This is a genomic window from Antrihabitans stalactiti (assembly GCF_012932915.1).
Taxonomy (GTDB): Bacteria; Actinomycetota; Actinomycetes; order Mycobacteriales; family Mycobacteriaceae; genus Antrihabitans; species Antrihabitans stalactiti.
On the sequence record NZ_VCQU01000005.1, the window covers coordinates 211,839 to 236,261 of the forward strand.

20 protein-coding genes are annotated in these 24,423 nt (G+C 64.6%); 14 read left to right on the top strand and 6 right to left on the bottom strand.

Translation table 11 applies throughout. From position 1 onward, the window contains the following. The first annotated feature begins 39 nt into the window (after positions 1 to 39). Positions 40 to 711, top strand: a complete 672-nt coding sequence (locus FGL95_RS16095; RefSeq protein WP_169588579.1) for a pyridoxamine 5'-phosphate oxidase family protein — start codon at positions 40 to 42, stop codon at positions 709 to 711. Here the strand turns inward: FGL95_RS16095 and FGL95_RS16100 are convergent. Further along, a complete protein-coding gene (locus FGL95_RS16100) occupies positions 692 to 1,954 on the bottom strand; it encodes a hypothetical protein (protein WP_169588581.1) in 1,263 nt (420 codons plus the stop codon). The genes FGL95_RS16095 and FGL95_RS16100 overlap by 20 nt on opposite strands. Positions 1,955 to 2,053: 99 nt before the next feature. On the opposite strand from FGL95_RS16100, the gene FGL95_RS16105 reads away from it, so the two are divergent. Next, a complete protein-coding gene (locus FGL95_RS16105; protein ID WP_169588583.1) occupies positions 2,054 to 2,782 on the top strand; it encodes a DJ-1/PfpI family protein in 729 nt (242 codons plus the stop codon). Here FGL95_RS16105 and pgi read toward each other — a convergent pair. Then, positions 2,748 to 4,394 (bottom strand): glucose-6-phosphate isomerase, encoded by a 1,647-nt coding sequence (gene pgi / locus FGL95_RS16110; protein ID WP_169588585.1) that lies wholly within the window; start codon positions 4,392 to 4,394, stop codon positions 2,748 to 2,750. The genes FGL95_RS16105 and pgi overlap by 35 nt on opposite strands. A gap of 81 nt (positions 4,395 to 4,475) precedes the next feature. On the opposite strand from pgi, the gene FGL95_RS16115 reads away from it, so the two are divergent. After that, positions 4,476 to 5,930 carry an NAD-dependent succinate-semialdehyde dehydrogenase gene (locus FGL95_RS16115; RefSeq protein ID WP_169588587.1) on the top strand — a complete coding sequence of 485 codons (1,455 nt, stop codon included), beginning with the start codon at positions 4,476 to 4,478 and terminating at the stop codon, positions 5,928 to 5,930. A gap of 37 nt (positions 5,931 to 5,967) precedes the next feature. On the opposite strand, the gene FGL95_RS16120 is transcribed toward FGL95_RS16115, so the two are convergent. After that, positions 5,968 to 6,261 (bottom strand): chorismate mutase, encoded by a 294-nt coding sequence (locus tag FGL95_RS16120; protein WP_169588589.1) that lies wholly within the window; start codon positions 6,259 to 6,261, stop codon positions 5,968 to 5,970. 395 nt (positions 6,262 to 6,656) lie between these two features. Here FGL95_RS16120 and pcrA point away from each other — a divergent pair, with 395 nt between their 5' ends. Next, positions 6,657 to 9,068 carry a DNA helicase PcrA gene (pcrA, locus tag FGL95_RS16125; protein WP_169588591.1) on the top strand — a complete coding sequence of 804 codons (2,412 nt, stop codon included), beginning with the start codon at positions 6,657 to 6,659 and terminating at the stop codon, positions 9,066 to 9,068. 68 nt (positions 9,069 to 9,136) lie between these two features. On the opposite strand, the gene FGL95_RS16130 is transcribed toward pcrA, so the two are convergent. Next, positions 9,137 to 10,177 carry a M23 family metallopeptidase gene (locus tag FGL95_RS16130; RefSeq protein WP_420838054.1) on the bottom strand — a complete coding sequence of 347 codons (1,041 nt, stop codon included), beginning with the start codon at positions 10,175 to 10,177 and terminating at the stop codon, positions 9,137 to 9,139. Positions 10,178 to 10,407: 230 nt separating this feature from the next. On the opposite strand from FGL95_RS16130, the gene FGL95_RS16135 reads away from it, so the two are divergent. The 7 genes from FGL95_RS16135 to purH all read left to right on the top strand — a co-directional run bounded on the left by FGL95_RS16135 (position 10,408) and on the right by purH (position 19,057). Beyond that, positions 10,408 to 12,213 (top strand): hypothetical protein, encoded by a 1,806-nt coding sequence (locus FGL95_RS16135; RefSeq protein ID WP_169588593.1) that lies wholly within the window; start codon positions 10,408 to 10,410, stop codon positions 12,211 to 12,213. A gap of 151 nt (positions 12,214 to 12,364) precedes the next feature. Continuing rightward, positions 12,365 to 13,528 (top strand): ADP-forming succinate--CoA ligase subunit beta, encoded by a 1,164-nt coding sequence (gene sucC, locus FGL95_RS16140; RefSeq protein ID WP_169588595.1) that lies wholly within the window; start codon positions 12,365 to 12,367, stop codon positions 13,526 to 13,528. 12 nt (positions 13,529 to 13,540) lie between these two features. Beyond that, entirely contained in the window at positions 13,541 to 14,443 is a 903-nt protein-coding gene (sucD, locus tag FGL95_RS16145; protein WP_169588597.1) for a succinate--CoA ligase subunit alpha, read from the top strand. Between the two features lie 129 nt (positions 14,444 to 14,572). Next, complete coding sequence (locus tag FGL95_RS16150; RefSeq protein ID WP_169588599.1) at positions 14,573 to 15,397, top strand: DUF5336 domain-containing protein; 825 nt, start codon at positions 14,573 to 14,575, stop codon at positions 15,395 to 15,397. A 68-nt stretch (positions 15,398 to 15,465) separates the two neighbouring features. Next, on the top strand, positions 15,466 to 16,806 hold the full coding sequence (locus FGL95_RS16155; RefSeq protein ID WP_169588601.1) for a cell division protein PerM: 1,341 nt from the start codon (positions 15,466 to 15,468) through the stop codon (positions 16,804 to 16,806). Positions 16,807 to 16,863: 57 nt separating this feature from the next. Then, a complete protein-coding gene (gene purN, locus FGL95_RS16160) occupies positions 16,864 to 17,511 on the top strand; it encodes a phosphoribosylglycinamide formyltransferase (RefSeq protein WP_169589105.1) in 648 nt (215 codons plus the stop codon). After that, the gene (gene purH / locus FGL95_RS16165; RefSeq protein ID WP_169588603.1) at positions 17,504 to 19,057 is read left to right on the top strand and encodes a bifunctional phosphoribosylaminoimidazolecarboxamide formyltransferase/IMP cyclohydrolase; all 1,554 of its coding nucleotides are present in this window, start codon (positions 17,504 to 17,506) and stop codon (positions 19,055 to 19,057) included. The genes purN and purH overlap by 8 nt, the downstream gene beginning before the upstream one ends. A gap of 46 nt (positions 19,058 to 19,103) precedes the next feature. Here purH and FGL95_RS16170 read toward each other — a convergent pair whose 3' ends face one another. Continuing rightward, a complete protein-coding gene (locus FGL95_RS16170) occupies positions 19,104 to 19,685 on the bottom strand; it encodes a DUF4126 domain-containing protein (protein WP_169588606.1) in 582 nt (193 codons plus the stop codon). Positions 19,686 to 19,753: 68 nt separating this feature from the next. Between FGL95_RS16170 and FGL95_RS16175 the strand changes: the two genes are divergently transcribed. The 3 genes from FGL95_RS16175 (at position 19,754) to FGL95_RS16185 (ending at position 23,878) form a co-directional block, all read left to right on the top strand. Further along, on the top strand, positions 19,754 to 21,139 hold the full coding sequence (locus FGL95_RS16175; RefSeq protein ID WP_169588608.1) for an ATP-binding protein: 1,386 nt from the start codon (positions 19,754 to 19,756) through the stop codon (positions 21,137 to 21,139). Further along, entirely contained in the window at positions 21,139 to 23,076 is a 1,938-nt protein-coding gene (locus FGL95_RS16180; protein WP_169588610.1) for a vWA domain-containing protein, read from the top strand. Before FGL95_RS16175 ends, FGL95_RS16180 begins: the two co-directional genes overlap by 1 nt. 232 nt (positions 23,077 to 23,308) lie before the next feature. Next, positions 23,309 to 23,878: a LysM peptidoglycan-binding domain-containing protein gene (locus tag FGL95_RS16185; protein ID WP_338079885.1), complete on the top strand. Its 570-nt coding sequence runs from the start codon at positions 23,309 to 23,311 to the stop codon at positions 23,876 to 23,878. A gap of 68 nt (positions 23,879 to 23,946) precedes the next feature. Here the strand turns inward: FGL95_RS16185 and rpsR are convergent, their stop codons facing one another. After that, entirely contained in the window at positions 23,947 to 24,201 is a 255-nt protein-coding gene (rpsR, locus tag FGL95_RS16190; protein WP_169588614.1) for a 30S ribosomal protein S18, read from the bottom strand. Positions 24,202 to 24,423 lie beyond the last annotated feature (222 nt).

Genomic DNA, 24,423 nt, shown 5'->3' on the forward strand with positions numbered 1-24,423 from the left:
GCCCTTCAATGATGCCACTTCGACAACGACACTGGGAGCATGACATCGACAACCGCCCTGTCGCCGACACCACGCAGCACCGTGCGGCGGCTCAAAGCCCGAGCCCGGACCGACCGTCAGGACCTGTACGAAGTCCTCGACGCAGGACTCATCTGCCACCTCGCGGTCGTCATCAACGGGACGCCGGTGGTACTGCCGACGTGCTACGGCCGTGACGGCGACACCCTGTACCTCCACGGCTCGAGTGGTGCGCGCAGCCTGCTCACTGCGAGCGGTGGCGACGTCTCGGTGAGCGTCACGTTGGTCGACGGCCTGGTCTACGCGCGTGCAGTCATGCATTTCTCGGCGAACTACCGGTCCGCCGTCGTCCACGGTCGGCCTCGGGAGGTCGATGGTGACGAGCGTCTGCACGGACTTCGCGTGATCGTCGAACACATGACACCTGGGTCGTGGGATTACGCACGGGAACCCAACAAGAAGGAAATGGCTGCGACGAAGGTGATTGCGCTGAGCCTGACCGAATCGTCGGTGAAGGTCCGGACCGGTCCGCCGGCTGACGACGCCGAAGACGTCGATAACGGTGGCGTATGGGCAGGTGTGCTTCCGCTGCAACAGCATTGGGGTCGCGCAATCGCTGCGCCGGATCTCGACGAAAGTGTTTCGATGCCCGCACACATCCGCGACCGTCAGTTCACCACGTCTGGCAGCTGATTCCCCGACGTGCCAGTTCCGCAACGGCGAGGTCGCGTAATGCGCTGCTGGACAGCACATGTTCGGGATCGAGGCTGACGAGCGACAGCATCTGTGTCTCGCCGACGCGGCACAAGTAGCCGGATAGCTTGGTGCGCAAACGATTCAGGTGGTCGTGCGTCAATCCGGGGTGCAGCGCACGAGTGGCAATCCCCGCGGTCCGGTGCGCGCCGACCTGAGCCAGGCGGTCCGGCAGCGTGCCGATGTTGGAGCACAACACGTCTCGCTCGCCTGCGCCCTCGGCCAGCTTGTGTGCGAGCCGACGGGGGAGTACCTGCAGGAGCTCTTCGGGAAACCCCGCCGGACTCGTCATCGGGTTCGCGTAGGCGGTCCGGCAGTTGGCGCGAATGTCGGCGAGCGAATCGGTCGGTGTGACAGTCACTTCGGTCATCGCCATCGCGTTGCCGACGTCCTCGCTCGTTCGGGTGTCGATCGGCAGGCTGACCTGGATGGGCGCGCGCGTCCCGCGGCTGGACCAGAGAATCTCTGCGACAACGGCGACGAACAGGCTGTTGACACTCCCGCCTTGGGCTTGCGCGGTCCGCTCCCACTCGAGTGCCGGGATGCTGAGGATGGCGGATGCGGTCCGCAACTGTGCGCGAATTTCACCCCTTGGAGGGTGAGACGCGCGCACGGGGGTGAGGGCGGCGCGCCGATCCGGGTGGGCGACCAGACCGCCGATGGCACGAGCCGTACCGCCCAACACAATTCCCCACTGACGACGGGCATCGGCCCAATCGGAGGTCCGGGTGATTGCGGCAGTGGGCTTGCCCGACATCGCATGATCAACGGCCAGGACCAGTCCGCGCGCATCGCTCAGCACGTGCGAGGCGACGAGGGAAATCAGTGTTCCGCCGTCGTCCAGCCGGACCGCAGACAACCGCCAACCCGGTCCGCTGGACGGATCGAGGTTCGGCGCCTGAACGTCGGCCCAATCCATAAGATGCTCGGTCGCAATGGCATCCGTGACGTAGGCCAAAGGAAACGCGGTCGGGTCCGGCTGCCAGCGTGGCCGGGCGCCGGGGACTCGAGTGCGCACGACTCGCCTTCCGAGCGGTCCGTGAGTGAGCGCCTGGTGGATCACGCCGAGCACCGCGGGATCGACGGCTTCAGCCGTTCGCCACAAGCCTTGCATCGCGATCGGCGTGCCGAGGCCGCGATGAGAGCGCAAGAACATCTCGTCGACGACGGACAGGCGATCCACACCCGCGAGAATAGGCTGCGAGACGATCGGCAGACGAGTATCTGACGATCCCTGCCAACGCGCGCCAGCGGCACTGCATTCGACGCTAGCTTTGGCGCTATGCAGATCGCCATCGTCTTGTATCCCGGTATGACCGCGCTCGACGCAATCGGTCCCTACGAAGTGCTGCGCATGCTTCCCGACGCCGAGGTTCGCTTCGTCTGGCACGAGATCGGTCCGATCGTCGTCGACAGCGGCGTGCTGGTGCTCGGTGTCACCCACACGCTCGACGAAACGCCCTCGCCCGACATCGTGCTGGTTCCAGGCGGCGCGGCGATGGCATCTGTCGCGTCGGACCAGCGATTGCACGAGTGGCTGCGCAAGATCGACCGAACAACCACCTGGACCACATCGGTGTGCTCAGGCTCGACGGTGCTCGCAGCGGCGGGACTGCTCGACGGAAGGCCGGCGACCACGCACTGGAGCGCACAGTCCGCGCTCGGGGCACTCGGTGCGAAGCCGCAACGCGATCAACGGATCGTCCACGACGGCAAGTACGTCACCGCGGCAGGCGTCTCGGCTGGAATCGACCTTGGACTGTGGCTCGCCGGGGAGGTCGCGGGTCGTGAGCGCGCCGAGATGATTCAGCTCGGTATCGAGTACGACCCGCAGCCACCGTTCGACGCAGGCCATCCGAGCAAGGTCTCAGCGGCGCTGAAGCGCAAGACGCTCGTCGATATGCGTCACCTCGCCGACACCGGACTGCTCGCTCGCGAGACGATCACTGTGCCGAAGGTGTTGTGGCAGCAGACGATCAGGCGCGTCCGCGCTCGCGCCGGTACCAAGTGACCAAGGCGTCGGTGGACGAGTCGCCCTGCGAGTCGGGCGCCTCCGCGTCCGTCAACGCAGGCTCGAGCTGCAGCGCCTGCTTCTTGCCCAGCTCGACACCCCACTGATCGAACGGGTTGATGCCCCACAGTGTGCCTTCGACGAACACCTGGTGCTCGTAGAGGGCGATCAGCTGACCGACGACGGACGGCGTGAGCTTCGGCGCCAGGATCGTCGTCGTCGGGCGGTTGCCCGGCATCACCTTGTGCGGAACGATGTCGGCGGCTGTGCCCTCCGCTGCGATCTCGTCCGCAGTCTTGCCGAACGCGAGCACCTTCGTCTGCGCGAACAGGTTGCTCATCAGAATGTCGTGCATGCTGCCCGTGCCGTCGATCGTCGGCAGGTCGTCGGTGGGCTCGGCGAAGCCGATGAAGTCGGCAGGAATCAGGCGCGTGCCCTGATGGACGAGTTGGTAGAACGCATGCTGACCGTTGGTGCCCGGCTCGCCCCAGAAGATCTCACCGGTGCTCGTCGAGACAGCCGAACCGTCGGCCCGCACGGACTTGCCGTTCGACTCCATCGTCAACTGCTGCAGGTACGCGGCGAAGCGCGCCAAATCGTTCGAATACGGCAATACCGCTCGGGTTTCGGCTCCGAAGAAGTTCGAGTACAAGGCGCCGAGCATGCCGAGGATAACGGGGGCGTTGGACTCGAGCGGCGCGGTCAGGAAGTGCTCGTCGACCGCTCGCATGCCTGCGAGGAACTCCGCGAACCGCTCCCTGCCGACCACGGCCATCACCGAAAGTCCGATGGCGGAACCGACCGAGTAGCGGCCGCCGACCCAGTCCCAGAACCCGAACATGTTGGCCGTATCGATGCCGAATTCGGCGACACGTTCGGCGTTCGTGGAGACCGCGACGAAGTGCTTGGCGACTGCGTCATCGCCCAATGCGGCGGTCAGCCAACGGCGCGCCGCGGTCGCGTTCGTCAGCGTCTCCAGCGTGGTGAACGTCTTGGACGCGATGATGAAAAGCGTTGTGGCGGGATCGAGTCCGTCGAGCTTCGCGACGAGGTCCGCGGGGTCGACGTTCGAGACGAAGCGAGCCGATATTCCCGCATCTGCGTAGTGGCGCAGTGCTTGATAGACCATCACCGGTCCGAGGTCGGAGCCACCGATACCGATATTCACGACCGTGGAGATCCGCTGGCCCGTCGCGCCCAACCATTCGCCCGAGCGCACCTTGTCCGTGAAGACGCCCATTCGGTCGAGCACATCGTGGACGTCGACCGTCACGTTCTGCTCGTCGACGATGAGCCCGAGATCGCGAGGGTTGCGCAGTGCCGTGTGCAGAACCGCGCGATCCTCGGAGGTGTTGATGTGCTCGCCGGTGAACATCGCGTCTCGGCGGGCCTCGACTCCTGACGCCCGTGCGAGTTCGGTTAGCAAGCTTAGGGTTTCGCGCGTCGCGCGATGTTTGCTGTAGTCGATGTAGAGATCGCCGACCGTCACGGTCAGTTCGCTTCCGCGCTTGGGGTCCTCATCGAAGATCTCGCGCAGATTCCGAGTCGACAAGGACTCGAAATGGTTTTGCAGCTGCTGCCAAGCGTCGGTCCCGGTGATATCGGTGCTCATGACACGCGAGCCTAATGAAATCGACGTGGAGTTCGTTGCAAGAACTGCAAATCCCGGCGCAATAGCGGGCATGCTTGTCCCATGGACGAACGCGAACTCCTGGATTCTGTTCCGACGAAACTCTGGATCGGCGGCGAGCCTGTCGACGCCGAAGGAGGGGCAACTTTTCCGGTAATCAATCCGGCGACCGGCGAACCGATCGCGCATGTCGCCGATGCGACTCCTGCAGACGGGATACGGGCGCTCGATGGCGCCGTTGCCGCCTCGGCAGAGTGGGCGGCTACGCCTGCGCGAAAACGGGGCGAAATCCTGCGAGCCGTCTTCGAGGCGATCACGGCCCGCGCCGACGACATGGCATTGCTGATGACGCTCGAGATGGGAAAGGCGCTCGCCGAAAGCAAAGGCGAGGTCGTCTACGGCGCCGAGTTCTTCCGGTGGTTCAGCGAGGAAGCGGTCCGCGTTCACGGCCGCTACCAACACGCTCCAGCGGGCAACGGCCGAATCCTGGTCACCAAGCAACCCGTCGGGCCGTGTTTGGCGATCACGCCGTGGAACTTCCCGCTCGCCATGGGAACTCGGAAGATCGGTCCTGCGCTGGCGGCCGGCTGCACGATGATCGTCAAGCCCGCGGCCGAGACACCGCTGACGATGCTGCTGCTCGCGCAGCTGTGTGCTGAGGCGGGGCTGCCGAAAGGCGTCCTGTCGGTCATCACGACCAGCCATTCGGGCGATGTCACCGACCCGCTTCTGGCAGACCCGCGGCTGCGCAAGCTCACCTTCACCGGGTCCACGGGTGTGGGCAAGATGCTGATCGCGAAAGCCGCGCCTGGTCTGCTCCGGACCTCGATGGAACTCGGCGGAAATGCGCCGTTCGTGGTCTTCGACGATGCAAATCTCGATGCTGCCGTCGAAGGCGCGATGTTGGCGAAGCTACGCAACGGCGGCGAAGCGTGTACGGCCGCGAACCGTTTCCACGTGCAGAACTCGGTGCGCGAAGAATTCACCACCAAGCTGACCGAGCGTATGACGACGATGACGATGGGTCCGGGCTCCGATCCCGCAACGAAGCTCGGTCCACTGATCAATCAGAAGCAGCTCGAAACGGTCTCGGACCTGGTGGACGACGCAGTTGAGGTTGGCGCGCAGGTCAGAATCGGAGCGAAGGCGCCTGGTGGGCCCGGGTATTTCTACCCGGCGACCGTTCTTTCGGACGTGCCGCCGAATGCGCGGATTTTGAAAGAAGAAGTGTTCGGCCCCGTTGCTGCGATCACAGGATTCGAAACCGAAGCTGAAGGTATTGCGGCGGCTAACGACACCGAATTTGGACTCGTGGCCTACGTCTATACCGAAAACCTCGACCGCGCTCTACGCGTGGCCGAGGCTCTCGAAACAGGAATGGTGGGTGTCAATCGCGGAGTGATATCGGACGCCGCGGCGCCTTTCGGCGGGATCAAGGCTTCGGGATTCGGACGCGAGGGAGGGTACGAGGGAATCGACGAGTACCTGGATACGAAATACGTAGCCTTGACGCTCTAGGTCGCCGTGCGACCTGCGGGCGTCACGGGAGAGAAAATCAGTGACCGAGGCGCCCGCGGCCGAGGCGGAGGAGCAGCATCGCCAGCGTGTGGCCTTCCTGGCCTAGTTCGCTGAACCGCTCGAGGACCTTCATTTCGCGGCTGTGCACCAAGCGGGTGCCGCCGGAAGCCATGCGCGTTCGACCGATGATGCGAGAAACCTCTGTCCGCCGTTTGATGGCAGCCAAGATCGTCGCGTCGAGTTCGTCGATCTCCTTACGGAGCTTCTCGATCTCTGCTTCGCTCTGTGGCATCGACGAACCGGAGCCTGTGGTCTTGGTTGGGCTGCTCATCTTCATCTCCTCGTGTCAGAACGTGGATCGCACAAATTCTGCGTGTTGTTACTGATCCACGGTCCTCTCCACAAACAGACCTGAAATCTGAAGTAGACCCAGGTGCGTGGACTGGTCAGGTAAAAGCGGCGCTGACGCGATATCGGGCTTGGTATCGCGCTCCGAGTTGGACCCTGACTCCGATCATGAAGCCAAGTGTGCCACGGGTTGGTAGTTACGCAAACAAGATTCCCTGCGCTCAGAACGTCGTCGGAACTTCGATGCCTCCCCCCGTGCAATCGCAATATGCCGCGCCCCGCTTGACCTGCGTCATGTTATCAGGCCGTGATACGTCCGTTACCTTAAGTGGACTAGGCGGGTTTGTTGTCGGTCATCGCCGGTAACGTTGTTGGGCGATGACAATTGTGCCGACGAACTCGCCTCCCCACGGTTCCAAGACGAGCGTACCGAAAGAACCCGATGCCGCAACGAAGCTGCTCGAGGGGCTGAACCCGCAGCAGCGAGAAGCTGTCGTCCACACGGGCTCACCGCTGCTGATAGTTGCAGGTGCCGGGTCCGGGAAGACTGCTGTGCTCACCCGCCGGATCGCCTATCTGCTTGCGGAGCGGGGGGTCACGCCCGGGCAAGTGCTGGCGATCACCTTTACGAACAAGGCTGCGGCCGAGATGCGCGAGCGGGTTATCGGGCTGGTGGGGCCGCGGGCCAGAAACATGTGGGTCTCGACCTTCCATTCGAGTTGCGTTCGGATTCTGCGTGCCCAAGCGGGCCTCTTACCTGGGCTGAACTCGAACTTCTCGATCTACGACGCAGACGATTCCCGGCGACTGCTCACGATGATCAGCAACGATCTCGAGGTCGACACCAAGAAGTTCTCGGCCAGGTTGTTGGCGACGAGCATCTCGAACCTGAAGAACGAACTGATCGATCCGGAGCGCGCCACCGCAGACGCCGAGAAGGGCACGCCGCTCGAACGGCTGGTTGCCCAGGTCTACACGATCTATCAGCGACGCCTGCGGGCTGCGAATGCAATGGATTTCGACGACCTCATCGGCGAGACGGTCGCGGTACTGCGAGGGTTCCCACAGGTGGCGGAGTACTACCGCCGCCGCTTCCGCCACGTGCTCGTCGACGAATACCAGGACACGAACCACGCTCAATACGCGCTGGTTCGTGAGTTGGTGGGAACCGGAGGCGATATACCCCCGGGTGAACTGTGCGTGGTCGGCGACGCGGACCAATCGATCTATGCATTTCGCGGCGCGACCATTCGCAACATCGAGGAATTCGAGCGCGACTATCCCGACGCGAGAACGATTCTGCTGGAGCAGAACTACCGATCTACCCAGCACATTCTGTCTGCGGCCAACGCGCTCATCTCTCGCAATGCAGGCAGGCGCGAGAAGAAATTGTGGACCGATTCCGGTGACGGCGCCCTGATAACGGGATATGTCGCCGACAACGAACATGACGAGGCGTCGTTCGTCGCGGCAGAGATCGATCGTCTTTCGGACGCGGGCGAAGCCAAATACAGCGACATCGCAGTGTTCTACCGAACCAACAATTCCTCGCGCGCGCTCGAAGAGAAGTTCATCCGGCGCGGGCTGCCGTACAAGGTGGTCGGCGGCGTGCGCTTCTACGAACGCAAGGAGGTCCGCGATGTCGTGGCCTACCTGCGGGTCTTGGACAACCGAGACGACACGGTCAGCATGCGTCGCATCCTGAACACTCCCCGGCGCGGCATCGGCGATCGAGCTGAGGCCTGCGTCGCCGTCTATGCAGAACGCAAGAACGTGAGCTTCGCCAAGGCGTTGGAAGCCGCTGCCGGGGGAGTAGTGCCCCTGCTGAACACCCGTGCTCAGCGCCTGATCGGCGACTTTCTCGACCTACTCTCCGGATTGCGCACAGTCGGTGAACAAGAGGACGGTTCGTTCGATGTCGGCGAGGTGGTCGAAGCGATACTCGACCGCACCGGCTACCGCGCCGAGCTCGCCGCGAGCAACGATCCCCAAGACGGTGCCCGCCTCGACAACCTGAACGAACTGGTCAGCGTCGCAAGGGAATTCAGCTCGGAGGCGCAGAACAACGCCGCGTTGGCCGAAGCGGAAGGTACCCAGGAGGCCAGCGGGGAGGCGGAGCCCGGGTCCTTGGCTGCATTCCTCGAACGGGTATCGCTGGTCGCCGATACGGATCAGATTCCCGATTCCGGTGAAGGCATGGTCACGATGATGACCCTGCACACCGCGAAGGGGCTCGAGTTCCCCGTCGTGTTCGTTACTGGTTGGGAGGACGGCCAATTCCCTCATATGCGCGCGCTCGGCGATGCGGCCGAACTGTCGGAGGAGCGTCGCCTCGCCTACGTAGGCATTACGCGGGCCCGGTTGCGCCTCTACGTCACCAGAGCCGTGGTTCGCTCAGCTTGGGGCCAGCCGGTGGAAAATCCCGAATCACGCTTCTTACAGGAGATCCCGAACGAGCTGATCGACTGGCGCAGGCTCGATCCAGGCAAGACGTTCGGAAGCGGAGCCACCGGGCGCGGAACGCCTCGTGATTGGACGACGCGGTCCGAGCGTCCGGGCTGGCGCTCTGAGCGCGGCGGTACGCCTCGGCCGTCGCCCAGTTCGATCCGCGACCGTGGGCCGGTCCCGGTGTTCGAGGTCGGTGACCGCGTGACACACGACAAGTACGGACTTGGCACGGTGATTTCGAAAGACACTCTCGGGCAGCACCCGACTGTCACGGTCGATTTCGGCACGGCAGGCAAGGTGCGCGTGATGCCGGGCTTCGGCGCGACGATGGTCAAGCTCTAGAAACTGCCACAACAACGCGAAAGCGCCCGCTGCCGTTTCCGGGAGCGGGCGCTTTCGTAAGTGTGAAGTCAGTCGCGTTCGACGCCGAGGCTGATGCCGCGCTGCGCCAACCACGGAAGCGGATCGACCTTCTGCGAGCCGTTCAGCCACACCTCGAAGTGGCAGTGCGGACCGGTGGAGAAGCCGCGGTTGCCCATCTTGGCGATTTCGTCGCCGGCCAGCACATGCTGACCCTTGACGACGGTGGCCGAATCGATGTGGCCGTAGATCGTCACGGTGCCGTCTGCGTGCTTCAGGCGGACCCACATTCCGAATCCCGACGCCGGACCGGCCTCGATCACTTCACCGTCCGCGACGGCGAGAATCGGCGTACCGATGGCGTTGGCGAGATCGACGCCTGCGTGCAAGGTGCCCCACCGCGCACCGAAGCCGGACGTGAAGGTGCCGGTCGAGAAAGGCGAGTACAGCGGGCGGCGTGCTGCCGCTTCCTTCGCTGCACGGTCCTGAGCGAACTTCTCGCCCTTTGCCAGCAGGGCGCTGTACTGGTTCTTGTCCGCCGGGGCCGCGATCTCGAGGACCTGCGGACCGTTCGTCGTCGCCGCACTGACGTTTGCCGCGTCGGTGGTGCCGAGGAACTGCGAAGCCTGGGGTACAGCGGTAGCAGCAGCCTGAGCGCTTGCTTCGGAATTCACGTCCACGCCAGCCAACGACGGCGAATCCGCATGCGACGTGGCGGTGAGTGCGGCCTGACCGGCTGCGACGACCGCACCCGCTGCGACTGCGACTACTGCTGCGCGACCCTTGAGGGCGGTGGGCGGTGCGGGAAGGCGGTGCGCGCCGCCGCGGCGGCGACCGGAGGGCTCCGCTGCGGGCTCTTCAGCGTCGACCGGTGTGACTGCGGAGAATCCTTCTGGATCGGTTGCCCAACCCTCGAATTCCATCCGCTCACCTGAGACGGTGAGGAAGCTGTATCCGTTCGAGTTGTAACGCTGCTCGCCGTCGATTTGATAACGAGAAGGATGCTCGGTCGTTCCGAATGTCGACGCTGTGGCGTTCGAGAGTTCGCTTGTGAATCGACCGGCTTTGAACGGAGTGCGGTGCTGGCTCAAGGCTTACCCGTCCTCCTTGGTGTGACCTGGTTGTGACTTAGACCTCGGCGACGGTAACGAAACGATTGCAACGAGCGCAAGCCAACCGGCGGTTCAATCCAGATATGTGAGATTGATCACAAAATAACCTCGGAATATGTCCAGAACGTCCAATGCCACGATGCCTGCTCGAGACATTTCGGGCGTGTCTAGAAAGCGGTGTGTCGGCCGCGGGACGTAGCGTCACCGGTGTGCCGACGCCCAGCCAACCCCTATCCGCACGTCGGCTCCCCACCCTCGATGCGCTCTCGGTAGCCGTCGCCGTTGTCGGTGGAATCCTCGTTGCATTCGCACCGCTGCTCGGTGTTGTCGCCGGGTCGGATGCGCCGGGCGCGGTTCTCTCCGCGGCGCTCGTCGCAGGCCTGATCGCAGTCGCCATCCCAGCCGTCGCTGCCACTGCGTACGCCGTGGGACGCCCCGAGTTGTCGGGCGGACTGCTCGCCGGGGCGGGAGCGGTCTCGTTCGGGTTGGTCGTACTCGATATCGCGCTCGTGCAAGACCCGATCAACGCCAATCGGTTCGAGTTGTTGCGGCCGGTTTCGGCGGCCTCGCTCGACAGCGGCGTCGGTGCATTCGTCGTCTTGTTCGGTCATCTGCTCGGCGTCTTCGCCGGCGTTCTGGGCGGCCTCGTGGTGCACCGCGCGGCGCTCGACGACGCCTACGGCGCAGCGCCGCATCCCGAATTGGAAGGCAGCCCGGTCGCCGCCCGGGCCGGGTTTGCCTGGTCGGCCACGGTGACCTGTGCGGTCGTCGCCCTCGCCTTTTCGCTCTTCCCCGCAGCGTGGAGGTCGACCGATCCGCTGATCGTGCCCCTGCCCGCGCTCGACTCGAACCAACTGATTTTGATCGCAACGCTTTTGGTTGCGGCAGCACTCTTCGTCGTCGTCGCCTCGGCGTTGGCCTCCGCGTCGCCGGCGGTCGCTGCGGGCAGCGTGGTCGGCGCCGCGGCATGCGCGCTCGGGCTTGTTGCTGCGCGGCTGCTCGCCGGAATTCAAGACGATCGGCTGGCGCCGACCCGTGCGACGGTCACCGCGACCGTGGGCGCCGTCTCCCTCCTCGCCGCGGGGGCAGTGCTCGGTGTCGTGGTCCGTATCCGGGACGACCGTGCCGCGACCGAGCGGTCCGACCGGTTGCGGGCCCGTGTCGACGAGTGGGCCGGCTCGTTCACGGTCACACGGTGGCACATCTTCGCGGGCGCGGCGGGGATCGCGGCGGCCCTCCTGATCGGAATCGGCGCGCTACTTCCCATCGTCTCGGTCCCGGCCGGCAGCGCGGATCCGGAGATCTTCGCGACTCGCGTGGCGCTCGTCGGCGCGGTCGCGCTCGTGGTGAGTGCCGTGTGGCTGCTGTTGTCGGAATTCGCGGCCGCCGTTCGGCCGGCCTTCGGCGTCCTCTGCGTCGCAACCGTCATGGCGTCGTCCGGAGTTCTGCAAGCTACCGTCGGCGGCCACCAGATCGACGGCGTGGGAGTCGGGCCGGGTTCGGTCGCGGTCGCGCTCGGCGTCGTGGTCGCCATCGGCGCAGGCGTGCTCGCATGGTGTGCGGGGTCTGCGGAACGCGACGAGCTGGACCGCTCGCGCGAGATCGAACCGAACATGAGAATCCTCACGGTAGGGCTCACCGGTGCGGTGTTATCCATCATTGCGCTCGGACTGCCGTTGTATCGCGGCACCGACGCCAGCGCGGCATCGTTCGGTCGTTCGTGGGGTTGGGATACGTGGGGCCAAGCAATTTTCGGGGTCGCTGTGGTCGTGGCAGTGGTGCTCGCTGCGTCGTCGCGACCCGCTCGGGGAAGTGCGCTCGTGGTCGGCGCCGCCGTCGGCATGTTGATCTACCTGGCAAGTTGGCCACTCACTCGCGATCGGGTCCACGTACCGACGATGGGGCTTGCGGTGCCAGTCACCGTCGTCGCGTTGGTCTTTCTGGCGGCGACGGCGGTCCTCGCTTACCGCGCAGCACCGGCAACCAGCGCGAAGCCAATGAGAAAATCCAATTGACATTCAGCCAATAGGCACTGATGGCACCACAGTGAGCTGGACCACATAGCATGAATGCGGTCGTTTGGCGGCCTGCCCCACTAGCTAGAGTCCGAACCACGCTCCTACCTGCGAGCGGAGTCAAAAGCACACGAGACGGTGGACATAGAAGATGGATCTCTTCGAATACCAGGCGAAAGAACTTTTCGAAAAGCACGGAGTTCCTTCGTCGGCGGGCCGGGTTACCGACACGGCCGAAGGCGCACGCAAGATCGCCGAGGAAATCGGCAAGCCTGTGATGGTCAAAGCACAGGTCAAGGTCGGCGGGCGCGGCAAAGCCGGCGGCGTCAAGTACGCGGCGAACGCGGACGAAGCGTTCACGCACGCCCAGAACATTCTCGGCCTCGACATCAAGGGCCACGTCGTCAAGAAGTTGCTCGTCGCCGAGGCGAAAGATATCGCCGAGGAGTACTACATCTCGTTCCTGCTCGATCGCACCAACCGGACCTACCTGGCCATGTGCTCGGTCGAAGGCGGCATGGAGATCGAAGAGGTCGCGGCTACGAAACCGGAACGGCTCGCCAAGGTTGCGGTCAACGCAGTGCAGGGCGTCGACCTCGCATTCGCGCGCAGCATCGCCGAGCAGGGGCACCTGCCCGCCGAGGTACTCGATGCGGCCGCAGTGACCATCCAGAAGTTGTGGGAGGTCTTCGTGGGCGAAGACGCACTCCTGGTCGAGGTCAATCCGCTGGTCCGGACGCCTACAGGCGAGATCCTCGCCCTCGACGGCAAAGTCACACTCGACGCCAACGCTGACTTCCGTCAGCCCGGCCACGCCGAGTTCGAAGACAAAGACGCGACGGATCCGCTCGAGCTCAAGGCAAAGGAAAACGACCTCAACTACGTCAAGCTCGACGGCGCGGTCGGAATCATCGGCAACGGTGCGGGGCTCGTCATGTCGACGCTGGACGTCGTGGCCTACGCAGGCGAGAAGCATGGTGGGGTCAAGCCCGCGAACTTCCTCGATATCGGTGGTGGCGCGTCCGCCGAGGTCATGGCTGCAGGCCTCGACGTCATTCTCAATGACGACCAGGTCAAGAGCGTCTTCGTGAACGTCTTCGGTGGCATCACCTCGTGCGACGCAGTGGCGAACGGCATCGTCGGCGCACTGAAGACCCTGGGCGACGAGGCCAACAAGCCGCTCGTTGTCCGGCTCGACGGAAACAAAGTCGACGAAGGCCGCAAAATTCTCGAAGACGCTGCACACCCGCTGGTGACACTGGCAACGACCATGGACGAGGGCGCCGACAAGGCCGCCGAGCTCGCCTCGAAGTAGGGACTGGAAAAGATGTCGATTTACCTCAACAAGGACTCCAAGGTCATCGTCCAGGGCATCACCGGCGGCGAGGGCACCAAACACACCGCGCTGATGCTGAAGGCAGGCACACAGATCGTCGGCGGCGTCAACGCTCGCAAGGCGGGCACGACGGTCAGCCATGACGGCGGCGTCGAGCTTCCGGTCTTCGGAACGGTCAAGGAAGCGATCGAGAAGACCGGCGCCGACGTCTCTATCGCGTTCGTGCCGCCCAAGTTCGCCAAGGACGCCATCGTCGAGGCCATCGACGCGGAGATCCCGCTGCTCGTGGTCATCACCGAGGGCATCCCGGTTCAAGACTCGGCATACGCATGGGCCTACAACGTCGAAAAGGGCAACAAGACGCGGATCATCGGCCCGAACTGCCCGGGCATCATCACCCCCGGCGAGGCGCTCGTCGGCATCACGCCGGCCAACATCACGGGCACGGGCCCGATCGGACTGGTGTCCAAGTCGGGCACGTTGACCTACCAGATGATGTTCGAGCTTCGCGACTTCGGCTTCTCGACTGCGATCGGTATCGGTGGCGACCCGGTTATCGGCACCACGCACATCGACGCCATCGAGGCGTTCGAGAACGATCCGGCCACCAAGCTGATCGTGATGATCGGTGAGATCGGTGGCGACGCGGAAGAGCGTGCGGCCGACTACATCAAGGCCAACGTCACCAAGCCGGTCGTCGGCTACGTCGCCGGCTTCACCGCACCGGAGGGCAAGACGATGGGCCACGCAGGTGCCATCGTGTCGGGCTCGTCGGGCACCGCCCAAGGCAAGAAGGATGCGCTCGAAGCAGCAGGCGTCAAGGTCGGTAAAACCCCGTCCGAAACGGCGGCTCTGGCCCGCGAGATCCTGCAGCAGGCTGCGGTTAAGGCCTGACGAAAGACTGATCGGCTAAGGTCACCCCCGTGCGTTCGAATGCCGGGGGTGGCCTTCGGTCATTACTGGTGTTTGTGCAGTAGCGTTTGCCCAATATCCGAGTCCGAGAACGCGAATAGGAGCAAGACCATGTCTAACCCGACGGGGGGTCCCGGGTACGGTTCACCGGCCCAGCAGCAGCCCCCATCCACCGGTACCAAGGATCTGCCGTTCTTCCTGACGGCGGGCGTCGCGGGACTGGGTGTGTTGAACTTCCTCCTCGGCTTCCTGCCGGTCAGCGGATATGGCGACATCACCGCGAACTTCTTCGAATCGACGCTTTTCCCGGTCGTGAGCCTGCTGCTGTTCGGTGGTGTCCTCGCCGGTCTGTCGTTGTTGCCCAAGCAGGACTGGAAGGGCGTCGCAGCCGCCGCGTCGGTCGTCGCGTTCATCACGCTTCTCTTCGTTGCGCTCGCCGTCGACGGGGAGAAGAAGTCCGGAATCTGGATCGTCTTGTTCCTCAGCTTCGTCCAGGCGGCAGTTGCCGTCGCGGTGGTGCTGTTCGACGCCGGAATCATCAAGCCGCCGGCACCACGCCCCGCGCAGCAGTTCCAGGGTGGCTACGGCCAGCAGGGCTACGGCCAGCAGGGCTATGCACCGCAGCAGGGTTACGGACCGGGCCAGCAGCAGTTCGGTCAGCAGCCGCCGCAGGGCCAGGGCTACCCCGGGCCGCAGGGCGGATCCAACTTCGGTGGTCAGCCCCCGCAGCAGCAGGGTTTCGGCTCGGGTTACGGCGGCCCGCAGGGCCCTGGTGGTCCGGCAGGTCCCACGCAGCAGTTCTCGCCGCCGTCCGGTGGGCAGTCCTACGGCTCGGCGCAGAACTTCGGTCAGGGAGCCCCGCAGCATCGCGCACCCGAGCAAACGCCGAACGACGCAACACAGGCATTCCGTCCGCCGAGTAGCGATCCTTCGTAATCCGACTGTTCTCCTTTCGTCGGCGCGCCTGACCTAGGCGCGCCGACGAAAGTGTCACGCTCGGGAGGATGAGTGCACTTCTCGAGTCGTCGACTCCCCCCAGAACCGAGAACCCGCCGCGACTGACCCCCGATCTCGGGAGGCGGTTGCTGGTTGTCGCATTCCGTCCCGCGGTCGTCACCCTCACCATGGTCGCCGCGTTGATCGTCGTCACTCTGGTCGCCGCGAACAGCGATCTCACCGGCACGGCGGGCGCGATATCCGCGACCTGGCTCGCTCTCCATCAGGTCCCGTTGACCATTGGCAGCACGACCATCGGGATCCTGCCGCTCCTGCCCACATTCGGCCTGCTCTGGCTCGTCGCCAGGGCGTCCAACCATGTGGTCGACGAAAACAGCTCTCGACGCGATGTGCTGTATGTGGTCGGTGCCGCCGTCGGCGGACCGCTCATCGTGACGATTGTCTGCCTCGCCGTCATCAAGGACGCATCGTCCGTCATCTCGCTCAGCCCGCCCTCCACGTTCGCGGCAATCCTATGGGTCGTCGCTGTCCATCTCGTCGGAGCTACTGCCGGAGTTGCAGGCAAAACCTGGCGGCATGCGGTCGTCGCTGCTGACATCCCGAGTTGGGCGGTCGCGGCCGCGCTGGCAAGCCGAGGCGCGCTCCGGCGCTTCGCAATCGGGTCGGCGATCGTCACCGGTGTCTCCCTCTTGGCTGCGTGGTCGACGGTCCGTGACCTGCTCTCGACCTCGGATGGCTTCGTCGGCACGCTCGGTATCGCGGTCCTCTCGATCGCGTACCTGCCCAACGTGGTGGTGGGAACCGCTGCCGTCGTGTCCGGCGGGACGTTCGGTATCGGTGCGGCCTCGGTCAACCTGTTCGGAGTCATCGGTGGACCCGTGCCGGGCCTGCCGGTCATGGCTGCGGTCCCGACGGGAACGGCGCAAGTCTGGTGGCCGGTGCTGCTCGTCGTACCCGTGATTGTCGGAGTCCAACTCGGTCGTGAGTGTGCCGCAACCAGCACCGACCGTTTCGTCGCCGCGAAGGCGGCCGCCGGTGCCGCAGGCATCGTCGGAGTCGGTGCGGCTGTGCTGGCATTCGTCTCCGGCGGGACATTGGGATCGTTCGGCCACATCGGTGCCGCGTCGTTGTTGTTCGGTGCGTTGGCATTCGGGTGGCTTGTCATGATTGCGCCCGCTGCCGCATTCGTCACCGGGCGCGGTCGCGCGCACTCCGACGAGCCTGCCGAGGCCGACGAGCCGAGCCCCGTCGCTGTTGTCGCGGACCCACCGGCCATCGAAGGCGTCGTAGTCGAGGAAGCTCCTGCGGTGACCGCTCGACCTTCCGACGACATCGTCGACGCCGAAGTCGTGGACCTGCCGAAGAGTGACTCCGAGGGCGCCGACTAGGCTCTGAGACGGTCGAAGTCCCGGCCACGTCCGTCCGATTCCGCCAGGAGTAGAGCGCTGAGCAACGTGCGTGAACCCGATCGGTTGTCGGCGTCGGCTCCGGCGAAGATCGTCGTCCTGGCGTCCGGCGCCGGAACTCTGTTGCGGTCGCTCATCGACGCAGCTCGTGTCGAGGGATACCCCGCCGATATCGTCGCCGTCGGAGTGGACCGCGATTGCCCGGCGACAACCCACGCCGACGATGCCGGAATCAAGAGCTTTCGCGTCAGGCTCGGCGACTACGCCGACCGTGCGGCATGGGACGCCGCCCTCACCGAAGCAGTGCACGCGTACGTCCCCGACCTCGTCGTCACTGCCGGTTTCATGAAGATCCTCGGCCCCAGCTTCATGGCAGCCTTCGGCGGCCGGATCATCAATACGCACCCTGCGCTGCTGCCGTCGTTTCCCGGCGCGCACGGAGTTGCCGACGCGCTCGCCTATGGCGTCAAGGTCACCGGTGCGACTGTGCATCTGGTCGACTCCGGGATCGACACCGGACCGATTCTCGCGCAGGAGACGGTTGCCGTCTCCGATGACGACGACGAGGCGAGTCTGCACGAACGCATCAAGGTCGTCGAACGTCGACTGTTGGCGGAAGTTGTTGCCGCCGTTGCCCTACGAGGAGTCATCTCCGATGGACGAAAGGCCCTGATTCCCAGTGAGTGAACGCAAAGCCGTAAGCCGAGCACTGGTCAGCGTGTACGACAAGACCGGGCTGACCGAACTCGCCAGCGGCCTGCATGCCGCAGGCGTCGAGCTCGTGTCGACCGGTTCGACCGCCGCGAAGATCGCCGACGCCGGCATCCCGGTGACGAAGGTGGAAGACCTGACGGGCTTCCCCGAGACGCTCGACGGCCGGGTCAAGACGTTGCATCCGAAGGTGCACGCGGGCATTCTCGCCGACACGCGCAAGCCGGAGCACATCGAACAGTTGGTGGAGCTCGGTGTGGAGGCGTTCCAGCTGGTGATCGTCAATCTGTACCCGTTCACGCAGACGGTCGCGTCCGGCGCATCTCCGGACGAATGCGTCGAGCAGATCGACATCGGTGGTCCGTCGATGGTGCGCGCGGCGGCGAAAAACCACCCGTCCGTTGCTGTCGTCGTGGACCCTGCGTCCTACGACGATGTCCTGACCGCGGTCGCCGCTGGCGGATTCACGCTCGGCGAGCGAACGGCACTGGCGGCGAAGGCGTTCCAGCACACCGCCGCATACGACGTCGCCGTTGCGAGCTGGATGTCGAATGTGCTCGTTGCGGAAGATAGCCCGTTCCCGTCGTGGCTCGGAGCCGTCTGGGATCGATCGACGGTCCTGCGCTACGGCGAAAACCCGCACCAAGCTGCGGCGCTGTACATCTCCGACGGCGGAGCACCCGGCCTGGCGCAGGCGGAGCAGCTGCACGGCAAGGAGATGTCGTTCAACAACTACACCGATGCCGACGCCGCGTGGCGCGCAGCGTTCGACCAGGCAGCGCCATGTGTCGCGATCATCAAGCACGCCAACCCCTGCGGCATTGCCATCGCCGACGACATCGCCGAGGCACACCGGAAGGCGCATGCCTGCGACCCGGTCAGCGCGTTCGGTGGCGTGATCGCGAGCAACCGTGAGGTCACGGTGCAGATGGCCGAACAGGTCGCCGAGATCTTCACGGAGGTCATCGTCGCGCCGTCGTACGCGGACGGCGCGGTCGAGGTGTTGGCGCGAAAGAAGAATGTGCGAGTGCTGTTGGCGGAGCCGCCCGGGCCCGGCGGCGGCGAGCTGAAGCCGATCTCCGGTGGCGCGTTGCTACAGCAGCGTGACGTGCTCGACGCCGATGGCGACGACCCCTCGAACTGGACGCTCGCTGTCGGTGCCGCAGCCGACGAAGAGACGCTCGCCGATCTCGAGTTCGCGTGGCGAGCCTGCCGAGCGGTCAAGTCCAACGCGATCCTCCTGGCGCACGACGGCGCGTCCGTAGGTGTGGGGATGGGCCAGGTCAACCGAGTGGATGCCGCGCATCTGGCGGTCCAGCGCGCGGGTGACAGGGCCAAGGGGTCCGTCGGTGCGTCCGACGCCTACTTCCCATTCCCCGACGGCCTCGAAGCATTGGCCGCGGCCGGTGTGCGCGCGATCGTCGAGCCCGGCGGATCGGTCCGCGACAACTTGGTCATCGAAGCCGCGCGCGAGGCTGGCATCACGCTCTACCTCACCGGGGCACGCCACTTCGCCCACTAACCACCTGCTCGTGAGTCTTTTAGGAGTCTATGGACTCCTAAAAGACTCACGAGGGTTGTGGTGAAGGGCGCGGACGCAATCTGCGGTAGCCGCGCCAAATGCCCCAGATCAGCAGGCCCAACAACACCGGCACCAATAGCGGCAAGATCAGGGCGATCAGGGAGACGAAGAACGACACCACGTCCTCGATCACGCTGATGACGGGGTTGGCGATGCCAGCGGTTCCGACCGTACTTGCGCCGCGGAAACTGGTCTGAGCGCCACTGACCGCAAGCGCGGTGGGCGCGCCGATGATGATGCCTGCGATGGCAGCGGTCGCAGGGTCGAGGTGGACGAAGACGGCACCGGCAGCGATGACCGCAGCGATCGGGCGGGTGACATTTCCGACCACCGACAGCACGTTGTCGATCAACGGCACGAGATCTGCGAGTAGTTCGACGACAGTCGCAATCGTCAACGCAACTACTGCCCCGGTCGACCCGACCCAGTCGAAGGACGAGTTCAGATCGATCCCGAACAGGCTGAAATGTGCTGCGCCGCTGAGCATCAGGAGAGGTAGGAAGGTCCGGAAGCCGCTCGCCGCCGCGAGCCCGAGGCCGAGCAGGGCGGGCAACACCCACGTTTCCATGGCGGGAGTCTATGGCGCAGCGAGCGGTCGCAGTGGCCGGTTGCGCTCAACGCTCGTAACGTGAGGTGGTGACTCACGCGAAACCCCGTCCTTCCACCGTCGGTGAGCTGCGCGCCTCAGGGCACAAGCAGCTGACCGTCAAACACGAAATCCGCACGAACCTGCTTGCTGCTCTGCGCGAAGGCGCCGACCCGTGGCCCGGCATCGTCGGTTTCGGCGATACGGTGCTGCCCCAGCTCGAGCGCGCGCTGATCGCCGGTCATGACGTGGTGCTGCTCGGTGAGCGCGGTCAGGGCAAGACGCGACTGCTGCGGACGTTGAATCTGTTGCTGGACGAGTGGACGCCGGTCATCGCGGGGAGCGAACTTGGCGAGCATCCGTACGAGCCGATCACACCGGCCTCGATCCGCCGGGCAGCCGAGCTGGGCGACAAACTGCCCATCTCGTGGCGACACCGGAGTGAGCGGTATTCGGAGAAGCTGGCGACCCCGGATACCAGCGTGGCGGACCTGGTCGGCGACGTGGATCCGGTGAAGGTTGCCGAAGGTCGCAGCCTCGGCGATCCCGAGACGATCCATTTCGGGCTGGTACCGCGCGCCCATCGCGGCATCGTTGCGATCAACGAGCTCCCGGACCTCGCGGAACGCATCCAGGTGTCGTTGCTGAACGTCATGGAGGAGCGCGATATTCAGGTCCGCGGCTATACGCTGCGGCTGCCGCTCGACGTGGTACTCGTTGCGAGCGCGAATCCAGAGGACTATACGAACCGCGGCCGGATCATCACCCCACTCAAGGACCGCTTCGGCGCCGAAATCCGGACCCACTATCCGCGACTGCTCAGCGACGAGATCGCCGTGGTGCACCAGGAGGCCCACCTCGACGCCACCGTCCCCGAGTACCTGCTCGAGGTGCTTGCCCGTTTCACCAGGCTCCTTCGGGAATCGACAGCGATCGATCAGCGGTCCGGAGTGTCGGCGCGATTTGCGGTAGCGGCGGCCGAGACGGTCAGCGCGTCGGCGATTCATCGCGGCGCGGTCCTCGGCGAGGCCGATCCCGTAGCGAGGCCGGTTGATCTTGGCACGGTCATCGATGTGTTGCGCGGCAAGATCGAGTTCGAATCCGGCGAGGAAGGCCGCGAACTCGAGGTCCTCGAACACCTTCTCCGTCGTGCGACCGCAGACACCGCCCGCGAGCGGCTCGGCGGAATCGACCTGTCTTCGTTGGTTTCCGCGGTCGAAACCGGCGACCCGGTGGTGACCGGTGAGCGGATCACAGCGAAGGCACTGCTCGCCGAACTGCCCGATCTGGCTGTGCTGGACCGCGTCGCGTCCCGGTTGAACGCAGTGTCGGATGGCGAGCGCGCGGCGGCGGCAGAAATGGCGCTCGAAGGTCTGTATCTGGCGCGGCGGATTTCCAAGATCGCGGGCGACGATGGGGAGCTGGTGTACGGCTGATGCGCAGGGATTCCCGCTATACGCCTTACGACGGATCCGATCCGCTGGCTCCGCCGGTGGATCTCCGTGATGCGTTGGAGTCCATCGGCAACGATGTGATGGCAGGCAGCTCGCCGCGACATGCGTTGCGGGAGTTGCTGCGTCGTGGCTCGAAGAACATGCGAGGCCTCGACGATCTGGCGACGGCCGCGCACAAGCGGCGGCGGGAAATGTTGCAGCGCAACAATCTCGACGGAACTCTGGACGAGGTCCGCAAGCTGCTGGACCGTGCGGTATTGGAGGAGCGCAAGGCGCTCGCGCGTTCTATGGACGACGACGCACCGTTCGCCGAGATGCAGCTTGCAGAACTACCGAAGTCGGTTGCGCAAGCGGTGCAAGAGCTTTCGGACTACAAGTGGCGTAGCGAACAAGCGCGCGAGGACTACGAGAAGATTCGCGATCTCCTCGGCCGCGAACTCTTGGACCAGCGCTTCGCAGGTATGAAGCAAGCCCTGGAGAATGCGACCGACGAAGACCGGCAGCGCATCGACGACATGCTCAACGATCTCAACGACCTTCTCGACGCGCACGCCCGGGGCGACGACACCGACGAGCAGTTCCGCGAGTTCATGGACAACCACGGCGAGTTCTTCCCGGACAACCCGCAGAACGTCGAAGAGCTGCTCGACTCGTTGGCACAGCGGGCTGCTGCTGCGCAACGCTTGCGGAACTCGTTGACCCCCGACCAGCGAGCCGAGTTGGATGCCTTGGCACAGAACGCTTTCGGCAGTCCATCGCTGATGAACCAACTCGATCGACTCGACAATCATCTGCGGATGGCTCGGCCCGGCGAGGACTGGGAAGGGTCCGAGCGGTTCCGTGGTGAGCAGGGGATGGGTCTCGGCGAAGGCACGTCGGCGCTTCAGGAGATTGCTGAACTCGAGCAACTCGGCGACCAGCTCGCTCAGCAGCATGCTGGCGCGGAGCTCGACGATATCGATCTGGAAGCTCTAGCGCGTCACCTCGGTCCGGAAGCGGCGGCCGACGTACGGACCTTGGCCGAGCTCGAGAAGGCCCTCCAGCAGCAGGGTTTCCTCGACAAAGGTCCGGACGGTCAGTGGCGGTTGTCGCCGAAAGCCATGCGGCGCTTGGGTGAAGCCGCACTGCGCGACGTGGCAGCGGGATTGTCGGGGCGAGCCGGTCAGCGCGATACCCGCAAGGCGGGGGCCATGGGGGAGCCGACCGGCGCGACGCGTGAATGGCAGTTCGGCGATACCGAGCCGTGGGACGTGACGAGGTCGTTGACGAACGCGCTGCTACGCGATCCGGGATCGGTCCCCATTCGGCTGAAGGTGTCCGACGTCGAGGTCGCAGAGACCGAACAGCGAGCCCAGGCAGCGGTGGCGCTGTTGGTCGATACCTCGTTCTCCATGGTGATCGAAGGTCGTTGGGTGCCGATGAAGCAGACCGCATTGGCGCTCAACCACCTCGTGACGACGCGATTCCGCGGTGACCATCTGCAGTTGATCGGATTCGGCAAGTACGCGCAGACGCTGAGCGCCTCCGAACTTGCCGGCCTCGATGGTGTGTACGAACAGGGCACCAACCTTCACCATGCCCTCCTGCTCGCGGGCCGACACGTGCGGCGATTCCCGAACGCACAGCCCGTCGTGCTCGTCGTGACCGATGGTCAGCCGACAGCCCACCTCGAACCGGACGGTCAAGCGGAGTTCTATTGGCCGCCTGCCATGCGGACCCTCGCGCTGACCGGACGCGAACTCGACCACATCGCCAGACTGGGCGCGCAAGTCACCTTCTTTCGGCTCGGCGACGACCCCGGACTTGCTCGATTTGTCGACAGCATGGCTCGCCAGGTCGGCGGCCGAGTCGTCGCCCCCGACCTCGACGGCCTCGGTGCAGCGGTCGTCAGCAACTACATGCGGCTGCGTCGTCGCTGATATCGCGACACGCCAGCAACGTGCCCGCAAATCTTTTTTGAGAGGTTTCAGCAACGTCCCAGGTCGCGGCTCGAGTCACCTGAGAGGAGTCTGAACATTCCTTTAAATGATGAGCTTAAGTCGGGCGTGGCGAGCGATCCCACAGTAGTGTTCGGCACCGATGTGTGCTGCCGGAGTTCGACGGCGGCCGCGTTGGGTATCCATTCGAACGATCCTCCGAAAGGGGAAACACGTGGGAGACACTTTGCAGGCAGGCGACAGCCTGGGCAAGGGTCAGTCGCTCAATGTCGGGCCATTTGCGCTTACGTTGCAGGACGACGGCAACCTGGTTTTGACTGATGACGGCGACGTCAAGTGGGCTGCGGGCACCAACGGCAAGGATGTCGACAAGGCAACCCTGCAGGACGACGGCAACTTCGTTCTCTACGCCGGATCCGACCCGAAGTGGTCCACGGAGACCAACGGCAAGGGCGGCGTGAAGCTGACACTGCAGGCCGACCGCAACGTCGTCATCTACACCTCGGGCGGCGAATCGGTCTGGGCAACAGACACGGTCACCGACACCCCGTACGAGGCACCGGCCGAGCCCGAGCCTGCGCCCGTCGCCGAAGAAGCACCGGCTCCGCCGCCGCCCCCGCCGCCGCCGGCACCGCGAACGGTCGTTGTTGAGCCTGGCGACACGCTCTGGGCAATCGCTGAGCGTGAGCTCGGTGACGGCAACCGCTACCAGGAGATCGCGAACCTGAGTGGCATCGACAACCCGGATCTCATCAACCCCGGACAGGTTCTGACGCTTCCGTAGGTCGCATTCCACAAAACGCTCACGACCACCGAGGTCGTGAGCGTTTTGTGGTTCTGACGGCTAGTTGTCTATCGACTACTGCTTGTGAAGGGCAGCATCGCCATTTCGCGCGCGTTCTTCACCGCGACGGCGACTTGGCGTTGCTGTTGGGGTGTGAGGCCAGTGACCCGTCGGCTGCGGATCTTGCCGCGATCGGAGATGAACTGGCGCAGCAGGTTGATGTCCTTGTAGTCGACGGACTCGATCCCTTTGAGGGGATTCTTTTTCGGCCGACGGGCGTCCTGCGCGCGTACCTTTTTCGACGGTGCTCTCTTGACTGCCATCCGGACCGCCCTACCAACTCGACATGTGCTCGACTGCGCAATCCTACCGGACTCGCGAATCGCGGTAGCAGATGTAATACGGCTACAAACAGGGACCCACCACCAAATCTGTTGGCATGCGCTTTAATTTCCCCATGCCACGTACCAAAGGTGCTCTCCTGCGTTCGAAAGCGTCGGCCCAGGGCATGGTCCGGGTATTCGCGGTCCTCACGCTCGTCCTCG